24 protein-coding genes are annotated in these 24197 nt (G+C 42.8%); 20 read left to right on the forward strand and 4 right to left on the reverse strand.

The window, feature by feature from the left end; all coding sequences use genetic code 11:
• The first annotated feature begins 9 nt into the window (after positions 1-9).
• The 12 genes from H8S51_RS04410 to H8S51_RS04465 all read left to right on the forward strand — a co-directional run bounded on the left by H8S51_RS04410 (position 10) and on the right by H8S51_RS04465 (position 12836).
• Positions 10-1794 (forward strand): ABC transporter permease subunit, encoded by a 1785-nt coding sequence (locus H8S51_RS04410; RefSeq protein WP_186900107.1) that lies wholly within the window; start codon positions 10-12, stop codon positions 1792-1794.
• A 15-nt stretch (positions 1795-1809) separates the two neighbouring features.
• The gene (locus H8S51_RS04415) at positions 1810-2793 is read left to right on the forward strand and encodes an ABC transporter ATP-binding protein (protein WP_006855937.1); all 984 of its coding nucleotides are present in this window, start codon (positions 1810-1812) and stop codon (positions 2791-2793) included.
• Positions 2793-4301, forward strand: a complete 1509-nt coding sequence (locus tag H8S51_RS04420) for an ABC transporter ATP-binding protein (RefSeq protein WP_186900108.1) — start codon at positions 2793-2795, stop codon at positions 4299-4301. The genes H8S51_RS04415 and H8S51_RS04420 overlap by 1 nt, the downstream gene beginning before the upstream one ends.
• A gap of 194 nt (positions 4302-4495) precedes the next feature.
• Positions 4496-4729, forward strand: a complete 234-nt coding sequence (locus H8S51_RS04425; RefSeq protein ID WP_118210174.1) for a hypothetical protein — start codon at positions 4496-4498, stop codon at positions 4727-4729.
• A 93-nt stretch (positions 4730-4822) separates the two neighbouring features.
• The gene (locus H8S51_RS04430) at positions 4823-5500 is read left to right on the forward strand and encodes a hypothetical protein (protein WP_118210173.1); all 678 of its coding nucleotides are present in this window, start codon (positions 4823-4825) and stop codon (positions 5498-5500) included.
• A gap of 182 nt (positions 5501-5682) precedes the next feature.
• Positions 5683-6879, forward strand: coding sequence for an ABC transporter substrate-binding protein (locus tag H8S51_RS04435; RefSeq protein WP_186900109.1), 1197 nt, complete (start codon positions 5683-5685; stop codon positions 6877-6879).
• A gap of 215 nt (positions 6880-7094) precedes the next feature.
• Positions 7095-7976: a branched-chain amino acid ABC transporter permease gene (locus H8S51_RS04440; protein WP_117921017.1), complete on the forward strand. Its 882-nt coding sequence runs from the start codon at positions 7095-7097 to the stop codon at positions 7974-7976.
• A 20-nt stretch (positions 7977-7996) separates the two neighbouring features.
• A complete protein-coding gene (locus H8S51_RS04445) occupies positions 7997-9073 on the forward strand; it encodes a branched-chain amino acid ABC transporter permease (protein WP_117921016.1) in 1077 nt (358 codons plus the stop codon).
• A gap of 1 nt (position 9074) precedes the next feature.
• Positions 9075-9833, forward strand: coding sequence for an ABC transporter ATP-binding protein (locus H8S51_RS04450; protein WP_117921015.1), 759 nt, complete (start codon positions 9075-9077; stop codon positions 9831-9833).
• 18 nt (positions 9834-9851) lie between these two features.
• On the forward strand, positions 9852-10562 hold the full coding sequence (locus H8S51_RS04455) for an ABC transporter ATP-binding protein (RefSeq protein ID WP_118210172.1): 711 nt from the start codon (positions 9852-9854) through the stop codon (positions 10560-10562).
• Positions 10563-10574: 12 nt separating this feature from the next.
• The gene (locus H8S51_RS04460; RefSeq protein WP_186900110.1) at positions 10575-11198 is read left to right on the forward strand and encodes a cytidylate kinase-like family protein; all 624 of its coding nucleotides are present in this window, start codon (positions 10575-10577) and stop codon (positions 11196-11198) included.
• Positions 11199-11693: 495 nt separating this feature from the next.
• Complete coding sequence (locus H8S51_RS04465) at positions 11694-12836, forward strand: aldo/keto reductase (protein ID WP_186900111.1); 1143 nt, start codon at positions 11694-11696, stop codon at positions 12834-12836.
• On the opposite strand, the gene H8S51_RS04470 is transcribed toward H8S51_RS04465, so the two are convergent.
• Positions 12831-13481 carry a potassium channel family protein gene (locus H8S51_RS04470; protein WP_186900112.1) on the reverse strand — a complete coding sequence of 217 codons (651 nt, stop codon included), beginning with the start codon at positions 13479-13481 and terminating at the stop codon, positions 12831-12833. The two genes, H8S51_RS04465 and H8S51_RS04470, sit on opposite strands and share 6 nt — an antisense overlap.
• Before the next feature lie 15 nt (positions 13482-13496).
• Positions 13497-14840: a TrkH family potassium uptake protein gene (locus tag H8S51_RS04475; RefSeq protein WP_186900113.1), complete on the reverse strand. Its 1344-nt coding sequence runs from the start codon at positions 14838-14840 to the stop codon at positions 13497-13499.
• 120 nt (positions 14841-14960) lie between these two features.
• Between H8S51_RS04475 and H8S51_RS04480 the strand changes: the two genes are divergently transcribed.
• From H8S51_RS04480 to H8S51_RS04490, 3 genes are all read left to right on the forward strand, one after another.
• Positions 14961-15569, forward strand: coding sequence for a hypothetical protein (locus H8S51_RS04480; RefSeq protein ID WP_186900114.1), 609 nt, complete (start codon positions 14961-14963; stop codon positions 15567-15569).
• A 24-nt stretch (positions 15570-15593) separates the two neighbouring features.
• Positions 15594-16130, forward strand: coding sequence for a DUF1653 domain-containing protein (locus H8S51_RS04485; protein ID WP_186900115.1), 537 nt, complete (start codon positions 15594-15596; stop codon positions 16128-16130).
• A gap of 79 nt (positions 16131-16209) precedes the next feature.
• Positions 16210-17373: a class I SAM-dependent methyltransferase gene (locus H8S51_RS04490; RefSeq protein WP_186900116.1), complete on the forward strand. Its 1164-nt coding sequence runs from the start codon at positions 16210-16212 to the stop codon at positions 17371-17373.
• Between the two features lie 59 nt (positions 17374-17432).
• Here the strand turns inward: H8S51_RS04490 and H8S51_RS04495 are convergent, their stop codons facing one another.
• Positions 17433-17879 (reverse strand): CYTH domain-containing protein, encoded by a 447-nt coding sequence (locus tag H8S51_RS04495; protein WP_117921005.1) that lies wholly within the window; start codon positions 17877-17879, stop codon positions 17433-17435.
• Between the two features lie 654 nt (positions 17880-18533).
• On the opposite strand from H8S51_RS04495, the gene H8S51_RS04500 reads away from it, so the two are divergent.
• Positions 18534-19094: a DJ-1 family glyoxalase III gene (locus H8S51_RS04500; protein ID WP_117921004.1), complete on the forward strand. Its 561-nt coding sequence runs from the start codon at positions 18534-18536 to the stop codon at positions 19092-19094.
• Positions 19095-19201: 107 nt separating this feature from the next.
• Here the strand turns inward: H8S51_RS04500 and H8S51_RS04505 are convergent, their stop codons facing one another.
• A complete protein-coding gene (locus tag H8S51_RS04505) occupies positions 19202-19423 on the reverse strand; it encodes an alpha/beta-type small acid-soluble spore protein (RefSeq protein ID WP_015559764.1) in 222 nt (73 codons plus the stop codon).
• A gap of 250 nt (positions 19424-19673) precedes the next feature.
• Here H8S51_RS04505 and H8S51_RS04510 point away from each other — a divergent pair, with 250 nt between their 5' ends.
• From H8S51_RS04510 to H8S51_RS04525, 4 genes are all read left to right on the forward strand, one after another.
• Positions 19674-20135 carry a GtrA family protein gene (locus H8S51_RS04510; RefSeq protein ID WP_117921003.1) on the forward strand — a complete coding sequence of 154 codons (462 nt, stop codon included), beginning with the start codon at positions 19674-19676 and terminating at the stop codon, positions 20133-20135.
• Between the two features lie 67 nt (positions 20136-20202).
• The gene (locus H8S51_RS04515) at positions 20203-21180 is read left to right on the forward strand and encodes a glycosyltransferase family 2 protein (RefSeq protein WP_118210162.1); all 978 of its coding nucleotides are present in this window, start codon (positions 20203-20205) and stop codon (positions 21178-21180) included.
• An 8-nt stretch (positions 21181-21188) separates the two neighbouring features.
• The gene (locus H8S51_RS04520; protein WP_118210161.1) at positions 21189-22133 is read left to right on the forward strand and encodes a glycosyltransferase family 2 protein; all 945 of its coding nucleotides are present in this window, start codon (positions 21189-21191) and stop codon (positions 22131-22133) included.
• Between the two features lie 26 nt (positions 22134-22159).
• Positions 22160-24193 (forward strand): InlB B-repeat-containing protein, encoded by a 2034-nt coding sequence (locus H8S51_RS04525; RefSeq protein WP_186900117.1) that lies wholly within the window; start codon positions 22160-22162, stop codon positions 24191-24193.
• Positions 24194-24197: the final 4 nt, after the last annotated feature.

Genomic DNA, 24197 nt, shown 5'->3' on the forward strand with positions numbered 1-24197 from the left:
ACGAAAAACATGAAGATGCTCAAACACCTTTTTGGAAAAAGGGATAAAGAACTCGATGTATTACAGGAAGAAGCGCTTCAGAGTCCGCTCCGTACGGTTGTGAGGAATTTCACCTCAAACAGACTTGCGTTTGGCGGCTTGATCGTATTTTTAGTTATCTTTTTGATCGTTTTAATCGGACCAATTTTTAATCCGATCGACTTAAGTGAAAAAGAAGAGACACAGATCAACGTGGCTCCGGGACTTAATATGATGAAAGTACCGGACGGTTTGAAAGGAAATGTAAAAGAGATTTCCACAGGTGCGACATTCAGTGTAGGCGTTGACAATGATGGTAAAGTCTATGTCTGGGGCTACACAAAGATCAGTAACAAGATCGATATTGCAAAGAAGATGCCAAAACAGAAAGAAATGGGAAAAGTGGTATCTGTATCTGCAGGATTTGACCATGTCATGGCACTCAATGAAGATGGGGAGCTTTTCATCTGGGGTAGTGACCGTATGGGACAGTGTCAGGTTCCGATGGAAGTAAAGCATGAGAAGATCAAACAGATCGCAGCCGGTTATCAGATTTCTTATGTTTTAACCGAAGGCGGCGAAGTCATCGCATGGGGAAATGAAAACTTAAATGATGTGCGTCTGACCAGAAGAAACGGTAACAGCCACATTGCAAAGATTTCCGTAGCAAATACAACTTTAATGGCGCTTACAGATGATGGCGAGATCCGGCATTTAGGAAGCCAGAAATCCGATATCTCCAATATTCCGGAAGACCTTGGAAAAGCGAAAGATATCGTGACAACCTCCGATGCCTGTGTGGCATTGTTAGAGGATGGCTCTCTTAGAATCTGGGGAAAAGCCAACAAGAGTGAGAAAGAGATTCCGGAAATGGATGGAGAGATCGTTTCCATGTTTGCCGGAAGATATCATATTACAACACTGACAGATAAAGGAACTGTTTACTCCTGGGGAAGCAATGCAAAACACCAGACAGATGTTCCAAAGAAAGCAAAAGATGTGATTGCCATCTACGGCGGTACTTATCAGAACTATGCAGTGACAAAATCCGGCGATGTAGTAACCTGGGGATTAAAAGGTTATCTGTTTGGAAGTGATGAACTTGGACGTGACGTATTTACCCGTATCTTAAATGGTGGACGTATGACTATGACGATCGGTGCAATCTCCGTTATCATTTCCACGATCATCGGTATCATCATTGGTGGTGTGTCCGGTTTCTTCGGAGGCTGGGTTGATATCGTGTTACAGCGTATCACAGAGATCGTTGCATGTCTGCCGTTCCTTCCGATGGCGATGATTTTGACATCTATCATCGGAAACAGCATGACAGAGGGCGCAAGGATTGCCCTGATTATGGTGATACTCGGTATATTAAGCTGGCCGAGCCTTGCAAGACTTGTCCGTGCACAGGTGCTTGCAGAACGTGAGCAGGAGTTTGTAACCGCCGCAAATGCGATGGGTGTAAAACGTTCCGTGATCGTATTTAAGCATATTATCCCGAATGTAATTTCGGTTATCATTGTATCTGCAACGCTTGATTTTGCTTATTGTATGCTGACAGAGTCTACGTTGTCCTTCTTAGGATTTGGTGTAAAACTGCCGCGTCCTACATGGGGAAATATGTTAAACGGCTGCGTAAGTTCCGTTGTTATCCAGAACTACTGGTGGAGATGGGTATTCCCTGCCATCATGTTAGGTATCTGCGTAATCTGTATCAATATGGTCGGAGACGGTCTGCGTGATGCCATCGACCCGAAATCAAATGAGCGTTAAAGGAGGAAACACAAAATGGCTTTATTAGAGATTCATGACCTGCATACCTTCTTTAAAACGAAAAAGGGTATTGTAAAGGCAGTAAACGGTGTTTCTTACTCGGTAGAACCGGGAAAGACACTTGGTGTTGTAGGTGAGAGCGGAAGCGGTAAGAGCGTTTCCGCCATGAGTATTTTAAAATTATTAGACGGCAACGGCTATATCGACAGCGGCGAGATCATTTTTGACGGTAAAAATCTTGCAGACGTATCTGTAAAAGATATGTGTAAGATCCGTGGAAATGAGATCTCTGTTATTTTTCAGGAGCCGATGACCAGCTTAAACCCGATTTTTACCGTAGAGCGTCAGCTTTCCGAGCCGTTTATCATTCATCAGGGAATGAATAAAAAAGAGGCAGCCGAGAAAGTGGTTGAGATGTTAAAGGATGTACGAATCCCGAATCCGGAAGCGGTTGCCAAACAGTATCCGCATCAGCTTTCCGGTGGTATGCGCCAGCGTGTCATGATTGCCATGGCACTTGCCTGCCGCCCAAAACTACTGATCGCTGATGAGCCGACGACGGCTCTTGATGTAACGATCCAGGCGCAGATCTTAAAGCTGATGAATGATTTAAAGAAAGAGAAAGGAACATCCATTCTCTTTATCACACATGATCTTGGTGTTATCAACGAGATGGCAGACGATGTCGCTGTTATGTACTGTGGTCAGGTTGTGGAAAAAGCTCCGGTGCGCAGCATTTTTGGGGATAACTCCTATCTGCATCCGTATACGGAAGGACTGCTTTACTCTATCCCACGTCTTGATACACCGACCGGAATCCGTTTAGAGGCAATTCCGGGTGCCGTACCGCATCCGCTTGATCTTCCGAAGGGATGTAAATTTGCACCGCGCTGCAAATATGCAACAGACAAGTGCCGTGAAATGGAACCGGAACTGAACGAGGTAGAACCGGGACATATGGTACGCTGCTTTTATCCGAAGAAAGGGGAAAGAAACTAATGAGTGACGAGAACAAGGTATTACTGCGTGTTTCGAATTTAAAACAGTATTTCCCGATCGGAAAAAAGAAGATGGGAAAACCGCAGTCATTTGTAAAGGCAAATGATGGAATCAGTTTAAATATTTATGAGGGCGAGACTTTCGGTCTGGTTGGTGAGAGTGGATGTGGAAAATCTACATTCGGACGTACACTGTTACAGCTTTACCGTCAGACTGGCGGACGTACCGTATATTACGGACGTACCGTAGAAGATTTTGACTTGAAATATGTTGAGGAGATTTTTAAGAATCTTCCAGATAAGAAGAAAAAATGCGAGGAGCTTTTAGACAAGGTAAAAAAGTTAGAGGCAGACTACGCTAAAATGCCAGAGGGCAGCGAGGAAGAAAAGATCGCCAAGAAGGCAGCCGGACAGCATCTTGCTGAGATGGAGAGTGAGGCAAACAACGATCTTTTGGATATCACTGCTTTGATCGGCGGACTCTATACGTTAGATGAGTCTGCACTTGCAGAGGCAGGCCGTCATTATCTTGCAGAATATCTTGCCATGAAAGAGATCCGTAAGATCAATGCACAGGCAGAGGATTTTGAGAAAAACGGAAAATCCGCAAAAGCAGAGGAAATAAAGAAAAAAATTCCAGAGCTTCAGAAAAAAGTACAGGCTGAGCTTGCAGAGATCGATAAGATCCGTGACAACTGCAAAAAAGATGAAGCATTTGATAAATATGAGGCACAGAAGGATGACGGTATCAATCTTGCAAACTTAACGGATGCAGAGATGCGTTATCTGCGCCGTGATCTTCAGTTGATCTTCCAGGATCCGTATTCATCCTTAAATCCGCGTATGACGGTAGGTCAGATCATCGGAGAGGGATTGATGGCTCACAATATCTTCAAAAAAGGTGATCCTAAGATGCAGGATTACATCATGGAGATCATGGAGAAGTGTGGACTTGCTTCTTATTTTATCCATCGTTATCCGCACCAGTTTTCCGGTGGACAGAGACAGCGAATCGGTATTGCGCGTTCACTTGCAGTAAATCCGAAGTTTGTTGTCTGTGATGAGGCAGTATCTGCACTGGATGTTTCCATTCAGTCACAGATCATTAACCTGCTGTTAGACTTAAAAGAGCAGAATAATTTAACATACCTGTTTATTTCCCACGACCTTTCTGTTATCAAATACATCAGTGACAGGATCGGTGTAATGTACCTGGGAAATATGATGGAGCTTTCGGATACGGAGCATCTGTTTGCACATCCGTACCACCCATATACAGAGGCATTACTTTCTGCGATTCCAACCACAGATGTGGATGGTAAGAAAGAGACGATCATTCTTGAGGGAGATATCCCAAGTCCGATCAATCCGCCAAAGGGATGTAAGTTCCATACAAGATGCCGGTATTGCACAGAGATCTGTAAGAATGTGACTCCGCAGTTCGAAGAGGTAGAACCGGGACATTTTGTAGCATGTCATCATAAATTAGGCGTGCCGGAAGAAAAATAGTGACTGTTCAGCTATTGTGTGAGATGCAGTGAAAAATAAAATAGATACAATTTGACAGATGATAAGAGCTGGCTTAAACTGGAAACATAGTGTTTTTTGGTAAGAGCCGGCTCTTATTTTATAAGCGGCTGGCTGTGATTTGTTTTGCAGCAGTATCTTTACAAATAAGTACTTTTAGTAGAAATGGAGATTATATGTTATTTCAGAGAAAAATAGATGGAGCAATGAAGAAGCTGCATGAGAGCAGTGATGCGGCGGAGGAAGAACGCAGGAAAGATGCAGGAGAACCGTATGAGGAGCTGGAACGCCCCGAATTAGAAAAGGGGGATATGCTTGCGATGATCATTGCGGCATTTATCACGTTTATACCGGTTGCTATTTTGGTGCTTGGCATTATCCTGGTGGCAGGTTATTTTCTGCTGCATTGATATGGATAAACGTCAGCATTAGAAAAATTTCGGCAGAGTATTCTATATAGGGCAATGTGTCGGAAATTGTACTGGGGTAAGGAGGAGCGTGAAATGTTATTTGGGGACAGTGAGCAAAAAAGGAAACAAAAGGAACAGCGCAGCAGGGAAAAAGACTGGAAGAGTAAATTACTTGGAACCGGCATGGAAAAAGGAGCCGCAGGTGAGCTGGTAAAAATAATTACAGAGGCACAGGAACTTGGGGAGAGACTTCAGACAGACTATAAAACATCAAGAGAACATCTGGAGCGTGCGCAGCGCAAGATTGAACTTTTACTGGATGAGATGACAGAGGAACCGGAACGTGATGCAAAAAAGAGCCTGGATTCCCTGATCGTGGATCTGGATCACGTATATCATATGTGTTCTATCAGGGAGGATGACCCGGATTATGGATCGACGGTACAGTGTTTAAAAACTGCATCGGCAGAATTTGGTACACCGGATGCAAAGATCAGCACACTTATGCTGCGCAGTGAACTGGAGAATATACAGGCAGTATTAAAGGACGCAGCAGGCTGGGATGCCCCCGATTTTTTTGCACTTGCGTATTATCTGAAGCATGGAGATAAAGAAGCACTTGCTGATATGGAGAATGGGCAGCGCAATCAGTTTTTGGCAGATTATCTGAAAGAAAATTTTACAGACTGCTATGCGCAACATATTGAATCCGCAGGGTTAAAAGATGAAATTTCAGATTTTATTCGTACAGTTCATAATATACATAACTAATAGTTATGGAAAACGTCACTTTGTATAATTATGATTAAAATCCATCAAGAATTTAGGTGAATCTGAATATTGTGCAAAGTGTATATTTTTGCTATTATTGCAACAACAAGTTTGAGAGCTTTCGCAAATGTATGAAATTTCAGGACAATATAAGATGCGGAAGTATCGAAGGAGGAAATATTATGAAAAAAGCGGTATGTATGTTTTTAACAGCAGCGCTGGCAGTAAGTTGTCTGGCAGGCTGTGGTGGTAATGCAGCAGGAAACACATCAACAGGCAATGCATCTGCAGGTACGGACAGCAGTGCAGCAGACGGTTCTGTATTTAAGATCGGAAGCATCGGACCGACAACCGGTGATGCAGCAATTTACGGAAACGCAGTTATGAACGCAGCACAGATGGCAGTGGATGAGATCAATGCAGCTGGCGGTGCAAACGGATATCAGCTTGCATTCAAAGCAGAGGATGATCAGAATGATGCAGAGAAATCCGTCAATGCATATAACTCATTAAAAGACTGGGGTATGCAGATCCTGATGGGAACTGTTACAACAACACCTTGTGTAGCAGTTGCAGACAAGACAGCAGAAGATGGTATGTTTGAGATTACACCATCCGCATCATCCACAGATGTTATCACAAACGATAATGTATTCCAGGCATGCTTTACAGACCCGAACCAGGGTACAGCTTCTGCACAGTACATTGCAGACAACAATTTAGGAACAAAAGTTGCAGTCATCTATGACAGCTCGAGTGTATATTCTTCCGGTATCGAAGCTACTTTCGTGGAAGAAGCACAGAACAAAGGACTTGAGGTTGTAGCTGAGGAAGCGTTTACAGCAGATTCCAAGACAGATTTTTCCACACAGCTTCAGAAAGCACAGTCTGCAGGCGCTGACTTAGTATTCTTACCGATTTACTATACAGAGGCATCTATCATTTTAACTCAGGCAAACGGTATGGGTTATGAGCCGGCTTTCTTCGGTGTTGATGGTATGGACGGAATCCTTGGTGTTGAGAACTTTGATACATCTTTAGCGGAAGGTGTTATGTTATTAACTCCATTCGCTGCAGATGCAGATGATGAGAAAACAAAAGCATTTGTTTCCACATACAAAGAGAAATATGGCGATGTTCCAAACCAGTTCGCAGCAGATGCTTACGATGCAATCTATGTTATCAAAGCAGCTATCGAGCAGGCAGGTGCAACACCGGATATGAGTGTTTCTGATCTGGGCACTGCATTAACCGGAGCAATGACATCTATCTCTGTAGATGGATTGACAGGAGATGGAATGACATGGCAGGCAACCGGAGAGGTCAGCAAGGCTCCGAAGGCAGTAGTGATCAAAGATGGTGCTTACGCAGCAATGTAAATGAAATAAAAAATAAATAGCTATTTTATAAGGAAAGAAAGGGGTTGTTTGCAGACAAAGTTGTCGCAGTCAGCCCCTTTTGTACTTATGACAGAATATTTTTAAACGTCACATTGTGGCGTTTTTTGAAACAAAAAGATTGTATACAAGTATTTCAAATGGTATAATAAAAAAATCAATGTATTAACGTTATAAAGTAAGAATGGAGGATTGTTATGAATTTCTTATCTTACCTGATCAATGGTATCAGTCTTGGAAGCGTCTATGCGATCATTGCACTGGGATATACCATGGTATACGGTATCGCAAAGATGTTGAACTTTGCACATGGAGATGTTATCATGATCGGCTGTTACGTGGTGTTTTTAGCCATGAACGGTCAGGGATGGCCGCCGCTTGTAGCGGTTGTTTTATCCGTTATTGTTTGTACGGTTCTTGGTATCGTCATTGAAAAAATTGCTTACAAGCCATTGCGCCGGGCTACTCCTCTTGCCGTACTTATCACAGCGATCGGTGTCAGCTACTTTTTACAGAATGCAGCACTGTTATTGTTTGGTGCGGACACAAAGTCTTTTACCAATGTTGTAACACTGCCATCTTTAAAACTTGCAGGCGGCAGCCTTACAATTTCAGGAACCACGATCGTGACGGTTCTTGCATGTGTCATCATTATGGCAGGTCTGATGTTATTTATCAAAAAAACAAAAGCCGGACAGGCTATGCTTGCTGTTTCGGAAGATAAAGATGCGGCACAGCTGATGGGAGTAAATGTTAACGCAACCATTTCCCTGACATTTGCGATCGGTTCTGGACTTGCAGCGATCGCAGGTGTGCTGTTCTGCTCTGCATACCCTACACTGACTCCTTATACAGGTTCCATGCCTGGTATCAAAGCGTTTACAGCAGCAGTATTCGGTGGAATCGGCTCTATCCCTGGTGCGTTGATCGGTGGTATTTTACTTGGTATCATTGAGATTTTAGGACGTGCTTATATTTCATCCCAGTTGTCAGATGCAATCGTGTTTGCAGTGCTTATCATTGTGCTGCTTGTAAAGCCGACCGGTATTCTTGGAAAACAGATTCATGAAAAAGTATAAGGTCAGATTGGAGTAATGATATGTCGAAATTAAATGTTAAAACAATGAAAAAAAGTACATTAGACCATCTGATTACCTTTGCCATGGTAATTGTGGCCTATCTTGTAGTCCAGATACTGATCGCAGCCGGAGTATTATCTTCCCTGATGCAGGGACTTTTAGTGCCGATGTGCACATATTCCATTGTTGCGATCGGATTAAATCTCTGTGTTGGTTATCTGGGAGAACTTAGTATCGGACATGCAGGTTTTATGTGTGTCGGTGCATTTTCAAGTGCATTTGCAACAAAACTTTTACAGAATGTAATCCCAAATCAGATCCTTCTGTTTATTGTCGTTTTGATCATAGGAACAGCAGTGGCTGCATTTTTCGGATTCCTCATCGGTATCCCGGTATTGCGTTTAAGAGGTGATTACCTTGCTATCGTAACACTTGCATTTGGTGAGATCATTAAAAACGTGATCAACGTACTTTACATAGCGAAAGATACGGACGGTTTTCATTTTGCAATTTCAAACGGAAATGCGATCAAACTTTCGGATGAGGGAGAATGGCTTATAAACGGTGCAAAAGGTATTGCAAAGATTCCTCATTTATCCAGTTTTACAGCGGGTGTGATCATGATCCTGATCTGTCTGTTTATCGTATATCATCTGGTAAATTCCAGAAGCGGACGTGCGATCATGGCAATCCGTGATAACCGTATCGCGGCTGAGTCAGTTGGTATCAACATTACAAAATTTAAACTGATGGCATTTACGATCTCCGCAGCGATCGCAGGAGCCGGCGGTGTTTTATATGCACACAACCTGTCAACCGTTACAGCAACACCTGCAAACTTTGGTTACAACATGTCGATCATGATCCTTGTATTTGTTGTATTAGGTGGTATGGGAAGTTTCCGCGGTTCTATCATTGCGGCTGTGATCCTTACGTTATTGCCGGAGGTACTGCGTGGACTTTCTGATTACCGTATGCTGATCTATTCCATCGTGCTGATCGCAATGATGCTCTTTAACTGGGCACCAAAATGTATCGAATTCAGACAGCGTATGGCAGCGAAACTGAAAAAGAACACAAAGAAAGGAGTACAGTAACATGAGTCTATTGGAAGTAAAAAATCTTGGTATCTCCTTTGGCGGTCTGCGTGCAGTAGACGGATTTCATATTTCAATCGAAAAAGGACAGTTATACGGACTGATCGGGCCGAACGGTGCCGGAAAGACAACTGTATTTAATATGTTAACCGGTGTGTATACACCAAATGACGGATCTATCACATTAGACGGAGTTGATATCACAGGGAAAAAGACCATCGATATCAACAAAGCAGGAATCGCCCGTACATTCCAGAATATCCGTCTGTTTAAAGACCAGTCAGTGCTTGATAATGTAAAGATCGGTCTGCATAATCAGATCACATATTCTACGCTGACAGGAATCTTACGTCTGCCAAAATACCATCAGGCAGAAAAAGAGATGAATGAGAAAGCAATGGAACTTTTAAAAGTCTTTGACCTTGAGAAGGAAGCAGATTTTCTTGCGTCCAATCTCCCTTATGGTAAACAGAGAAAACTTGAGATCGCAAGAGCACTTGCAACGAATCCAAAACTTCTGCTTTTAGATGAGCCGGCTGCCGGTATGAACCCGAACGAGACAAAAGAGCTGATGGAGACAATTCATTTTGTAAGGGATGAATTTGATATGACAGTGCTTTTGATCGAGCATGATATGAAACTGGTATCCGGTATCTGTGAGAAACTTACTGTATTAAACTTCGGACAGGTTTTAGCAGAGGGTAAAACGACGGAAGTATTGAATGATCCGCAGGTCATCAAGGCATATCTTGGAGAATAGGAAAGGAGATTTTAAGTTATGGCAATGCTTGAAGTAAAAAATCTGGAAGTATACTATGGCGTGATCCAGGCAATCAAGGGAATCTCCTTTGAGGTCAATGAGGGTGAAGTCATTGCGCTGATCGGTGCAAACGGTGCCGGAAAGACAACAACATTACAGACGATTACAGGTATGTTAAGCCCGGCAGCAGGTGAGATCATTTTTGAGGGATGTGATATCTCAAAGATTCCGGGACACAAGATCGTATCCATGGGAATGGCGCATGTGCCGGAGGGACGTCGTGTATTTGCAGAGTTATCCGTATATGAGAACTTAAAACTGGGTGCATACACCAGAAAAGATAAACAGGAGATCGCAGAGACTTTAGCGAAAGTATATGAGAGTTTCCCGCGACTGGAAGAGCGTAAAAACCAGCTTGCAGGAACCTTAAGCGGTGGTGAGCAGCAGATGCTTGCCATGGGTCGTGCGCTGATGTCAAAGCCGAAAATCATCCTGATGGATGAGCCGTCCATGGGACTTTCTCCGATCCTCGTGGAGGAGATTTTCCACATTATCCGTGAGATCTCTGCAGGTGGAACAACGGTTCTTTTAGTAGAGCAGAATGCAAAGAAAGCGTTATCCATTGCTGACCGTGCATATGTACTGGAGACCGGCAATATCGTTCTCTCCGGTGATGCAAAGGAAATGATGAATAACGAATCGATCAAGAAAGCATATCTTGGAGAATAGGGGGATGCAGCAATGAAAAAAACAGTGATTACAATCGCAAGAAGTTACGGCAGCGGCGGACGTACGCTGGGTAAGCTGCTCGCAGAAGAACTTGGAATTAATTGCTACGACAGAGAGATTTTAAGAATGGCATCCGATGACAGCGGCATCAATGAGGCGCTTTTCGGACAGACCGATGAAAAATTAAAGAAATCACCTTTGTTTCGTATTGCACGCAAAAATCCGTACAAGGGCGGTGTAATCCCACCGGAGAGCGCAGATTTCGTATCGGATGACAACCTGTTTAATTATCAGGCAAAAGTGATCCGTGAGCTTGCAGAGGAAGAGTCCTGTATCATTATCGGAAGATGTGCGGATTATGTGTTAAAGGATGATCCGAATGTGCTCCGCCTGTTTTTCTTTGCACCGAAGAAAGATTGTATCGTCCGTGTAATGGAGCATGACGGAATCACCGAGCGGGATGCGGAGAAGAAGATCGAAAAGATCGATAAGCACCGTGCGGATTATTATAAATATTATACCGGGAAGGACTGGTATGATGCCAGAAACTATGATTTCTGTCTGGATACGACTTCCATGGGATATGAAAAGCTGGTGGAGGTTGTGAAGAACTTTATTGAGGTGTACCAGAGTTAGGGTGCGGAAATGAAAAAGCAGGGCATGGGTGGCTCTGCTTTTTTTGTGGGAGTGGGGTGGCTGGGTTTGCCGGCTGGTGCGGTGTGGGTGTTGCCGTGCCGCCCGCCCACGGGGAGTTGTAGGGCGAGTCGTGCCGACCGCCTGCATGAGGGGAAGTATAGAGTGGAGTGGTGTGCCGATCGCCTGCATGAAAAAGAATACTATACAGCTTTCCTTTAGGTTGTTATAATAAAAAGAAAGGTTTGCCAACGCGAAACTCTCAAGAACGTAGCGTAGTTGTGCGGCGGGCACCTGTTTATAAGAAGGTGCTGGGGAGCCGTCGGTACTTAGCGACCGTATTTTGGTCGCTTAGTATCCGCTACGAGCGACACGCAGCGAGAGCGTGCCTTCGTTAAACAGGTGCCCGCCACACAACGACCACCACAACCTGCAGAAGAGTTTCGCCCAAGACTTTATGTTTTATTATAACAACCCAAAAGAAAGGGGCACACACAAATGAGCGAGTTAACCAAAGAAATGCCAAAGAAACTGGGATTCGGCTGCATGCGTCTCCCGGTAACCGACGGCAGCACAGAAAATATCAACGACGCAGCGTTCTGCGAGATGATCGATTCCTACCTCGAACAGGGATTTAAGTACTTTGACACCGCATATCCATATCACAATGGCAGATCCGAGGAAGCAGTCGGACGCTGTCTGGTACAACGGTATGCGAGGGATCGTTTTTTCCTTGCGAGCAAGATGCCGGTATGGCTTGTAAAAGAGTACACTGACTACGGAAAGTATTTCGAGGAACAGCTAAAAAAATGCCAGGTAGAGTATTTTGACTTTTATCTTTTACATGCCATGAATAAAGACAGGGTAAAAGAGGCAGAGAACTTAGGCGGATTTCAGTTTGTACAGAATATGAAAGAGAAGGGAAAGATCAGACACATCGGATTTTCTTTTCATGATAAGGCGGATGTATTAGATGAAATTCTGACGAATCATCCGGAGATGGAGTTTGTACAGCTTCAGATCAATTATTATGACTGGGAATCTGAGAACGTGCAGTCACGCAAATGCTATGAGGTGGCGGAAAAACATGGGGTACCTGTGATCGTGATGGAACCTGTCAAAGGCGGTACGTTAGCAAATATGGTCGGAGAGCCGGCGAGGATCTTAAGTGCGCTGGATGAAAATGCTTCCTATGCATCTTATGCGATCCGGTATGCGGCATCACTGCCAAATGTAATTTTGGTGTTAAGCGGAATGTCGGATCTAAAGCAGTTACAGGACAATACGGCTTATATGAAAGATTTTCAGCCGCTCACGGATAAAGAGCAGCAGGCAATCGGAAAGGTGGTGGAAGAACTCGAAAAACTTCCAACGATTCCTTGTACCAACTGCCGTTACTGTGTGGAGGGATGTCCGAAACAGATCCGTATCCCGGATATTTTTGGAGTCTACAACATGGGCGTACAGTTTGGAGTGACGGATGCGGCGCGGGGGTCTTACCGCTGGCAGATCGACGGAAGCGGTAAAGCCGGAGACTGCATCAAATGTGGAAAATGCGAGGCACAGTGCCCGCAGCATCTTGAAATCCGGAAACTGTTAGAAGAGGCAGCAGACATTTATGAAAAAGAAATGCACTTATAATTTCTTCAAAATCTTTTCCATATCCCGCTGATGCCCGATGATCATCAGATGTTCTTCTTTACGGAACACATACTCTGCATTCGGCATCAGTTTCATGCCGTGTTCAGCTTTGATGCCGATGATATTTGCATTATATTTGACGCGGACATTGACGTCCTTGATCGAATGACCGATCCACTCCGGCAGAGGAGCAATTTCATAAATGGAAAAATTATTTCCGAGTTCCACATAGTCAAAGACCTGATTTGCAGAAAAACGAACCGCGACTTTTTCTGCAATATCACGGTCTGGATAAATCACTTCATCCGCACCGTTGCGCAGCAGGAACTTTGCGTGGATATCACGGTTGGCCTTGCTGACAACATATTTTGCCCCAAGATCTTTTAACTGGCTTGTAATCTCAAGACTGCTCTGAAAATTTTCACCAATACAGACAAAACAGTAATCAAAGTTTCCGACACCAAGACTTTTTAAGACTTTTTCGTTGGTACAGTCGCCAATCTTAGCGCTGACCACAAGGGGAAGAAGGTCTTCTAAGCTTGCTTCGTCTTTGTCAACGATCATGATCTCATTGTCTAGTCTGGCGAGATCCTGACATAAATGGGTGCCGAAACGTCCGAGTCCGATAATTAAAATTGATTTCATAAGTAAATTCCTTTCTCAGCCGATGTTGATGCGTTCTACCGGCTGCATGATATGTGTTAGTTTTTTATGGTCGGTAAAAGAAAGTGCAAAGGAAAGACTTCCAAGGCGACCGATATACATCAGAAAAATGATAATAAGTCGTGAAATAAAATTAAGCTGACTGGTCAGTCCGGCTGTCATTCCCGCAGTACAGATTGCGGATATGACTTCAAAAAGCGTGTCACCGACAGAGAAACCCTGCATGCCGCAGATTGCGAGCGTTGCGGCAAGTCCGGCAAACAGATAGGTACAAAGCAGGGCGGATGCTTTTGTGATCGTATCATCTTCGATCCTGCGGCCAAAAATATTTGTCCCGGTCGTTCTTAAGAGTGTGGAGCGCAGATGCAGGAGCAGAACAAAAATGGTTGCCATTTTGACGCCGCCCGCCGTGGAACCGGAACCGCCTCCGATGAACATCAGGATAATGGTAAGCAGTTTGCCGCCCTCCGTGAAAGCACCAATGTCAAGTGTATTAAAACCGGCTGTTCTTGGTGTAATCACACTGAAAAAAGAACTGCAGATGATGCCTGTCGTGCTCATATCGGCGTAAAGATTATTTCGTTCCAGCAAATAAAACAGTAAAGCTCCGCCAAATACCAGAACTGCCGAAAAACTCAAGACCATTTTGGTCTGCAGGGCATATTTCTTAAAATGCCATTTATGATCAATGATGTCACTCCATACAATAAATCCAATCCCGCCAATCAGGATTAAGGCGCACAGCGTAAAGCTGACCACAGGATCGTCATAATAGGCAGTAAAAGAAGAATACGGCTTATATTTTCCCATGATATCAAATCCGGCATTACAAAAGGCTGATATGGAATGGAAAATACTGTAATAAAGTCCATTCGAAAATCCCATTTTAGGATAGAAGCGGGTAAATAACAGCAATGCACCGATGCCTTCGAATAATACAGTACCTTTTAGTACGCGTTTGATCAGGCGCACTGCGCCGCCGATATCCAGAACATTAAAACTTTCCTTGATCCAGCCACGTTCTTTCAAACCGATCTTCCGGCGCAAAACTAAAGAGACGGCAGTGCCGATGGTAATAAAGCCAAGACCGCCGATCTGGATTAAAAGTAATAATACAAGCTGTCCAAAGAAGGACCAGTGCGTATAGGTATCGACCAGAATAAGACCGGTGACGCAGGTGGCGCTTGTTGCCGTAAAAAGTGCTGTGATAAAAGGGGTAAATTCACCGGTGCGGGAAGAGCAGGGAAGCATCAAAAGACATGTTCCGCCTAAGATAAGCAGAAGAAAACCAAGTGCGATCAACTGCATGCCAGAGAGACGCTTTATTTTTTTTGGTAACATATATCCTCCAAAGAGTAAAATTTTGTTGAGAAACGTATATTAAAATATTATAATACGAATAGTGAACTTTGTATATATAACATTTTTACGAAGTTAAAGAGGAGAGGAGCATGAAAAGTTATGGATGATTTGTTTGGTCTGATTGTGATAATTATTGGCATTGCAGCAGGGATTTACAGTGATAAAAAGAAAAAAGAAGGAGTGCAAAAGAAAGCGGCTGTGCCGAATCAGCCCGGCGGAGGAAGAAAAAATGTACCACAGACACAGGTTTCTTATGGTGGTCATGCAGGAAGACCGGATATTATTGCGGATGCGGCAAATGCGATGCAGAGAGAATTATCTGCAAGACAGCAGGAATTAAAACAGAGACTGCAGCAGAAGTATGGCACGGTTGCATCGAATGCGGCAAAGTCTACGCAGGCAGCGCGCCCTGTTTCAAATCCCGGGAAAGATACTATTTTAAGCCGTGCAGATTTAAACGTCAATGAAAATCAGACGGACGAACTGCGGAAACAGTTTTATGAAAAAACAGGAGAGCCGCCCCAAAAGGTACATGGGGAGTGTGAGGAAGAATGTTCCCTGATGGATCAGGTCAATGATCTGATGATCATGGGATATCAGGCGAATCTGAGTTTTGAGCGCGATTTTGTGGCAGAAGGAGTGGAGATGTTAAACCGTTTTGAGCTGCCGGACGAAATTGCGGGATTGACAGAAGTACATACGGCATAAGGTGAAAGAAAGGACAGCAACAGTATGGCAGAAAGAATACCGGTAAGTGGCGAGATTTACCGCCATTTTAAAAATAAATTATATCAGATCGTAACGATTGCGACACATTCTGAAACAGGAGAAAAACTGGTCATTTACCAGGCGTTATATGGAGATTTTGGCGTGTACGCAAGACCGCTCTCCATGTTTACCAGTGAAGTGGATCACGAAAAATATCCGGAGGTTACGCAGAAATACCGGTTTGAGCTGGTGGAGCGGGAGAAGAAAGAGGATGTGCAGGATCAGAGTGGAGATACCGGCACGCAGGAAAATAAAAGTGTTCCGTCTGATACAGAAGAGCAGGTAGAACCGAAACTTATGGAGTTTTTAGATGCGGATTCCTTTGAGGAAAAGTATAATATCCTGACATCCATGCGCGATATCATTACAGATAAAATGATCAACAATATGGCAGTTGTTTTAGACGTTGTGATCCCGGAAGGAGATCTCGATGACCGTTATGAGCAGCTCAAACAGTGCATCCGTACCAGACAGCGTTTTGAGAGCACACGTCTCAGATAATCTGTGTGGAAAATAAGACTGCGGGTTTGTTTTTCACACGGCTATTTGTTGAGGATTAGTGTACAAAAATGGAGATTACATGGTTTCAGAAGAATTAAAATCAAAATTACAACAGATCACGCAGCAGGAGGTTTACAAGATGATCGTCAGCAAACCCTCTGACAAAGCTGCAAAATACCGCAAGATCGAGATCGAAAAAAAATCGTCCGGTTACCAGGCAGCAGCCTATACGCAGAAACAGGTTTTTCATGAAAAAATAGAGCCGGATAGACTTTTGAGCTATTTGTCAGAGCGTGTTGGCAGTGAATTTTTACAGTTAAATGCCTGGGATGGCAACAGTGAATATATGCTTTTGATCTCGAAAAAAGGAAAAGTGACTTACCGCTGTAAGAAGCAGGCAGAGGGCGCCGCAAAAGCGCAGGAATCCCATAACCGTAAAAAGAAATATCTGTTGGAAGAGGGAACCGTGATTCCGCCGCTGATTGATATGGGAGTTTTTACGGCAGAGGGAAAAGTAGTCCGTACCATGTACGATAAGTTTCGCCAGATCAACCGTTTTCTTGAAATTATTGAAGACGGGGTGCGTGATTATCCGTATGACCACTTAAATATCATTGATTTTGGGTGTGGTAAGTCTTATCTGACATTTATTTTATATTATTATTTTTCAGAAGTAAAAAAAATGAATGTACAGATCATTGGACTTGATCTGAAAGATGAGGTTATTAAAAACTGTAACCTTGCAGCAGAAAAATACGGCTATCAGAATCTGCATTTTGAATTAGGTGATATTAACGGCTATCAGACACCATTTCCGGTAGACATGGTCGTAACATTGCATGCCTGTGATACAGCGACAGATTATGCGCTTTACAATGCCGTGCAGTGGAATGCAAAGATGATTTTTTCCGTGCCATGCTGCCAGCATGAGTTAAACGGACAGATAAAGACAGACCAGTTCTCACTGCTGACACGTTACGGCATCATTAAAGAGCGTTTCTCAGCGCTTGCAACCGATGCGATCCGTGCAAACTTGTTAGAGGTATGCGGATACAAAACACAGCTTTTAGAGTTTGTCGATTTTGCGCATACGCCAAAGAATATCCTGATCCGTGCAGTACAGAAGAAAGTTGTGCCGCGTGCGGTAAAACAAAATTATCTCACAGAAGTGGAAAATATGATGGAGGAGTTTCATTTTACACCGACGTTGTACAGACTGCTCAAAGACAGCAAAAAAATATAAAAAGTAAAAATGGGTGTGGCTGTTTTGCCACACCCATTTTAAATGCAGATAACGAAGTGTCAGGAAAGTCTGCTTAACTGGCTGTTATGATATTTGCCGGAGAATGTTACATCTTCCCCAAACCATTCCGGGGGAGTAAAGCTGTTTGCTTCTTCTTCAGTCTCAAACTCTACTTCTGCGAGCAGCAGTGGGGCTAAATCTCCTTCAAATACATCCAGTTCGATCGTGTATTTTGGTGCAAGCGGGATCAGATAGCGGCGCTTTTTGATCAGCCTGCCATCAATTTTTTCTTTCAGATGAAGAAATGCTTCCTCATTCAAAGGCAGATTATATTCTTCGCGCACCATCATTCCTTTGCCTTTGTAGGTTAGAATATAATCGTCATTGGAACGGCGGATACGCACGACCGGGTTGGTATTTAAGTAACCCTGTTCGATCACTTTGCAGGGGTACTGTTCTAAATGCTCCGGTAATGTTTTTATTAAATATTTGCGTTCGATTTCCATGGTAGAGAACTCCTTTTTGTTATTTGTGAAATGATTTTAAAGGGATGTAGGAAAACAACATCGCTGTATATTATTATACCAGTTGTACAGGTAAGAAAAAAGAAGATTTCGATAGAGGTTACAAAGAGACAAAGAAAAATATTTACAAATATAATAGTTGATTTCGCATGAAAGTGGAAGGCTTTCGGGTGGCACACACCTAAATAAACCAGTAGCAGTATTAACAAAGATAAAGGTCTTGCGTAAGCAGGACCTTTTTACGTAGGAGAAAAATGACAGTTAATTCAAGACTTTCTGATAGTGAACTATTGGATGCAATTTATAGAGCTGCATATGAGTACTCTAAATTAATTGGTAATTCCTAAAAATATAGATGAGTTTATGAAACGAAAATATAAGATAGTATTAGTATTACAAAAAAGTAAGTCACAGGAAAAGTACGGAATGGTTACAGCAGAGATAAAAGGAGGGACTTTTAAAAGATATGCATAAGGAGTTTCCAGATAATTTGAAGGAATTAATTACTATAGATAAATAAGAGCATACATGCAGAAAACAGGTAGCCATTGACCGCAAAAAAACAGTTTGTTATACTTTATTTAAATTATTAAGCTGAATGTGATACCGTACATAAAAGAAAGGCAGGCAATATTTATGAGTAAAATTGGAATTTTCATGGCAGACGGCTGTGAGGAAATTGAAGGACTTACCGTAGTTGATATTGTGCGTCGTGCAAAAATGGAGATCGTTATGATCTCTGTCACCGGGAAAAAAGAAGTAACAAGCTCCCACGGAGTTACTTTTTTAGCAGATGTACTTGCAGAAGAAACAGGATATGAGGATTTGGATGGAATCGTGCTTCCGGGTGGAATGCCGGGAACTATACATCTGCTGGAAAATGAAACTGTCAATGCCGTGATCCGCAAGTTCGCAGATGAAGGAAAGTTAGTTGCCGCAATCTGTGCAGCTCCGAGTGTATTAGGTGCAGCAGGGCTGTTAGAAGGAAAGCATGCAACCTGTCATCCTGGATTTGAAGAAAAATTAACCGGTGCTACGACCAGCGAGGACGAGGTCGTAGTAGACGGCAGCTTCATCACAAGCCGCGGCATGGGAACAGCGATTCCATTTGCATTTGAGATCGTGCGTTACTTTACCGATGATGAAACGGTAGAGCATGTCCGTCAGGGGCTTGTGTACCGTGCAAATGAAAAATAACGGATCGCAGGCATCAGGCACAGAACAGATCATCGTGAATAAATAGAAAAAGTCTCCACATCACGCCATGGATGTGGAGGCTTTTTTACTTCCGGCAAGTTGTTTTTTTACTTGCCTGACATCTGCTCTTCCTGTTTCATGATCATTTTTTTGACCATCTCGCCGCCGATGCTTCCTGCCTGTGCAGAAGTAAGGTCACCGTTGTAACCTTCTTTTAACGGCACACCGATCTCGCTTGCTACTTCCTGTTTAAAACGGTTCATAGCTTCTTTTGCCTGTGGTACAGCCATTTTGCTGGTGTTAGAACCAGAATTGTTAGATCCACTCATGGATTTCACCTCCGTAAATTAGTCTGTTATTTGTTGTAACTATTTAGAATAGTTACTGTTTGGTATTAGGATTTACAAGTAAGAATTACTGTATGTCCTAATTCTATTATTTACAAAGAGAGGAAAAATATGATGGAAAAATCTGAGAAAATCGGGAACCTGCAAATGATTCAGGTTCGTTGACAGCAGACCATGAATACTCTATAATTAGAAAGTTATGATAGAGCTGCACGAAAGAACGGAGGAATATATGGATACAAAGAAACAGGATATATTTGACCGGCTGATGCATCTGCCTGTTTTAAATATTTTTGAACCATTTTATAAAAAACATAAGGAAATGCTATTATATTTATTTTTTGGCGGATTGACATTTGTGATAAGTGTTATCACATATGCCTTTTTTAATGTTTCACTTGGAATGAATGAGCTTGTTGCCAACATTTTTTCCTGGATCTTAGCAGTTTTATTTGCTTTTTTTACGAACCGTATCTGGGTATTTGATGGAAAGACGAATGGAGCAAAAGAATTTTTTGTACAGATGATGAACTTTTTTGGCGGACGTGTTGCAACGCTGCTTGTGGAAGAAGTGATACTTTTTGTGTTTATCACAGAGCTTGGATTTGGAAGTATGGCAGTTAAGATAGCGGCACAGATTATTGTAATCATATTGAATTATGTGATCAGTAAATTGTGGGTTTTCCGGAAATAAAAAGGTATATCCGGGTAAGGAGCAGAATCGAAGGATATGTCTGTGCAGAGAAAAAGGGAGAATGTCAATGAAGGCAATCTTATATATTGTAATTCCGTGCTATAATGAAGAAGAAGTTTTACCGGTAACTTCCGGTCTTTTTTTAGAGGAATTATTGTTGTTGATTAAGAAGGAAAAGATAAGTCAAAAGAGCCGTATACTTTTTGTGAATGACGGGAGCAGGGATCGCACATGGGAGATCATAGAGAAACTTGCCAGAGAAAATCCTTATTTTATCGGAATAAGCCAGAGCCGCAACAGGGGACATCAGAATGCGGTTCTTGCGGGACTGATGGAGGCAAAAGATGTCGCTGACATCACAATCTCAATTGACTGTGATGGACAGGATGATATTGCGACAATGGAAGCAATGGTAGATGCTTATTATGATGGTGCAGAAGTGGTTTATGGAGTCAGAAGTAAGCGCGATACGGATACTTTCTTCAAGAGGCTTACGGCACAGGCATTTTATAAAATTTTAATATGGATGGGGGTGGAGACCATTTACAATCATGCGGATTACCGCCTGGTTTCGGCGAGGGTTTTAAAAGAATTTGCCGGATTTAAGGAGGTAAATCTGTTTTTACGGGGAATGATCCCTCTGGTTGGATTTAAGAGCACAAGTGTTTTTTATGAGAGGCACGCGCGGATTGCGGGCAGATCACATTACCCACTTGCAAAGATGGTCAATCTCGCGATTGATGGAATCACAAGTTTAAGTGTAAAACCGCTGCGTCTTATTTCTGGTATTGGTATCGGAGTATCTGTATTAAGTTTTATTGGCGTTTTGTGGGCGGTCATTACACAGATCTGCGGCAGAACTGTGACCGGATGGGCAAGTACGATCTGTGTGATCTGTTTTATGGGAGGTGTACAGCTCGTCTGTCTTGGCGTGCTGGGTGAATATATTGGAAAAATCTATATGGAAGTCAAGGCGAGACCACGTTATATCATCAGCGAACGAACATGGATCAAACAAGATAAGAATGAGGAAAAGGGAGAATAGAGAAACATATGAAAATTTCATTGATTATTCCGTGCTATAATGAGCAGGAAGCGTTACCGATTTTTTATCGGGAAACAAAAAAAGTGATGCAGTCCATGGACTGTGATTATGAGATGATTTTTGTCAATGATGGATCAAAGGATGGTACACTGGGGCTTTTGAAAGAGTTCGCAAAAGAAGATGATCATGTGACTTATATCGGATTTTCCAGAAATTTTGGCAAGGAAGCTGCAATGTATGCCGGATTTTGTAATGTGACCGGTGATTATGCAGCAGTAATGGATGCAGATATGCAGGATCCACCGGCATTATTGCCGCAGATGCTCGATATTTTGGAGAATCAGGAATATGACAGTGTGGCAACACGCCGTGCAACAAGAAAAGGAGAGCCGGTGATCAGAAGCTGGTTTGCAAGAAGATTTTACAGTCTGATCAATAAGATCTCAGATGCAGACATTGTAGATGGTGCGAGAGATTTCCGGCTGATGAAACGCAGCATGGTTGATGCGATCGTTGAGATGGGAGAGTATAACCGTTTTTCGAAAGGTATTTTCGGGTGGATAGGGTTTAAGACATACTGGCTTCCATATGAAAATGTCAATCGCGTTGCCGGAGAAACAAAATGGAGTTTCTGGAAGTTATTTAAATATGCGATCGATGGTGTGATTAATTTTTCACAGGCTCCGCTTTCCATAGCATCCTGGTTCGGAATGTTTATGACATTTGTATCGTTTGTAGCAGTTGTGTTTATCGTTATCCGAAAACTGGTCTTTGGAGATCCGGTGGATGGCTGGGCGTCAACGGTATGTATTATCACGTTGATCGGCGGCATACAGTTATTCTGTATGGGGATTATGGGACAGTATATCGCAAAGACATATCTGGAAGTCAAAAAAAGACCGCACTATATCGTTTCGGATACGAACCGTGAGGATATGGAAAAGGTTAAATAAGGTATAAACGAAACAGGAGGTCAGGTATGAAAAAAAGAGTATTGGCAATGTTTATGGCTGCCTTAGTCTCTGTGGGGACTGTGCTTGCACCGGCAGACATGGGGAGTGCTTACGCAGCAGAGGTAACGCAGGAAGAAACGGAGAAAAGTGCTGCCGAGGCTTTGCTTGAGAATGAAACACCGGGAGTAACAGTCGAAACAGAAACCTCTGAAACGGAAGAAATACAGACGACAGAGGGGAAAGAAATACCGGAAACACAGATGGTTGAAGAAACATCCGAAACCGAAGAAGCAGCAGAGACACAGACAGTCGAAGTAATTGCTGAAACCGAAGAAACGGTGGATGTGCAGACAACAGGAGAGAATGAAGCAAGATCAGCCACACTTTCGGAGATGCCGACGGGTCTTCTGCCGTTTGAAGCAGTTGGTGAAATCACACTGGATCGCGAAACTGCGGAAGAGGAAGAAGCAGAAAATATTTTAAAATCATCTGCATATTATAACAGTACCTGGGAAAAATATGGAAGTTATTATTTTTATAATCAGTTAAGCAGTAAGGAAAAGGCATACTGGGATGCTTTGAATAAAGTTTGTTTAAAGTATATGACAACACAGGCAGATGCAGCAAAATACAATATCAGTGGGACAACTTACTATTATATTGATATAGTAGGCAGCAGTTCGCTGTCATTATCGCAGATGGAGGAGGTATATCAGATCTTCCGTTATTCAAATCCACAGTACTATTTCTTAAAGAGTGCATACTTAAAAAATGGAACTTATGGTATTGCAGGCTGTGTTTATCCTGCATTTGCAAATGGTTCCGCACGTGCAGCTGCAACAAAAAAAGTGCAGAGTCAGGTTTCATCCTGGCAGAAGAAGATCGATGCATGTTCAACAGATGAGAAAAAGGTAAAAATGATCCATGATCTGATCATTGATAAAGTGGAATATAACCAGACCTTATATGATAATAATTTTAAAGATGAGGATACGGCATATTCCCAGTCTGCCTACAGTGTATTTTGCACAGATCTGACGGTATGTGCGGGATATTCACAGGCATTTGAGATGATGTGCAATGGCTCAGGAATCGATGCCGTAGCAGTAACAAGTTACTATCACGAGTGGAATAAAGTGCGCCTTAACGATTCCTGGTACAATGTAGACTGTACATGGGATGATGCGGACGGAACCATTTACTATGGTTATTTTGAAAGAAGCGATAATTATTATGATACAGTAAATTATAGTTCCTATGTTTTCCATGCGGAAGAAGATATCTGGGAGGGGTACCTGCCGGCATGTACGATCGACTCCGGGGCGACATCCACAGCACCGGGAACGATTGCCACAATCACTCAGACAGTAGCAAAGCCAGTTATTTCAGCGTCGGTAAGCGGTACCTCCTATAAAGTAAAAATAACATCGAAAACATCTGGGGCAGTTATTTATTATACCACAGACGGAAGTGAGCCAAATGCGGCATATTCAAAGGGCACACGTTATACGGGAGCATTTACAGTTTCCCCTGGTAAGACGGTGAAGGCAGTTGCAGTCTGCAATAAATATGCGGACAGCAGTGTTTCATCGAAGAAACTCGCAAAGCTGACAACTTATAAGATCACATTCAAGAGCAATGGCGGCAAGGGAAGCATGAGCAAGCAGAGCATGGCAAAAGGTGTTTCCACCGCGATCTCAAAAAATAAGTTTTCGAAGAAATATTACACGTTTGCGGGCTGGAAGACCAAGGCGAACGGAAAAGGAAAGTCTTATAAAAATAAACAGAAGATCAAGCTCACAAAGAACATTACCCTGTACGCACAGTGGAAACTCACAAAATATAAGATCACCTATAAGCTAAACGGTGGAAAAAATGCGAAGAAGAATCCGACTGCATATACATACAAGACCTCGACGATCAAACTGAAAAATCCGACAAGAAAAGGGTATGTATTTAAGGGATGGTATTTAGATAAGAAATTTAAAAAGAAAGTTACTGTCATCAATAAAGGAAGCAGCGGAAATAAGACACTGTATGCAAAGTGGAAAAAGAAGTAATTTA

The organism is Roseburia rectibacter (genome assembly GCF_014287515.2).
GTDB lineage: Bacteria > Bacillota > Clostridia > Lachnospirales > Lachnospiraceae > Roseburia > Roseburia rectibacter.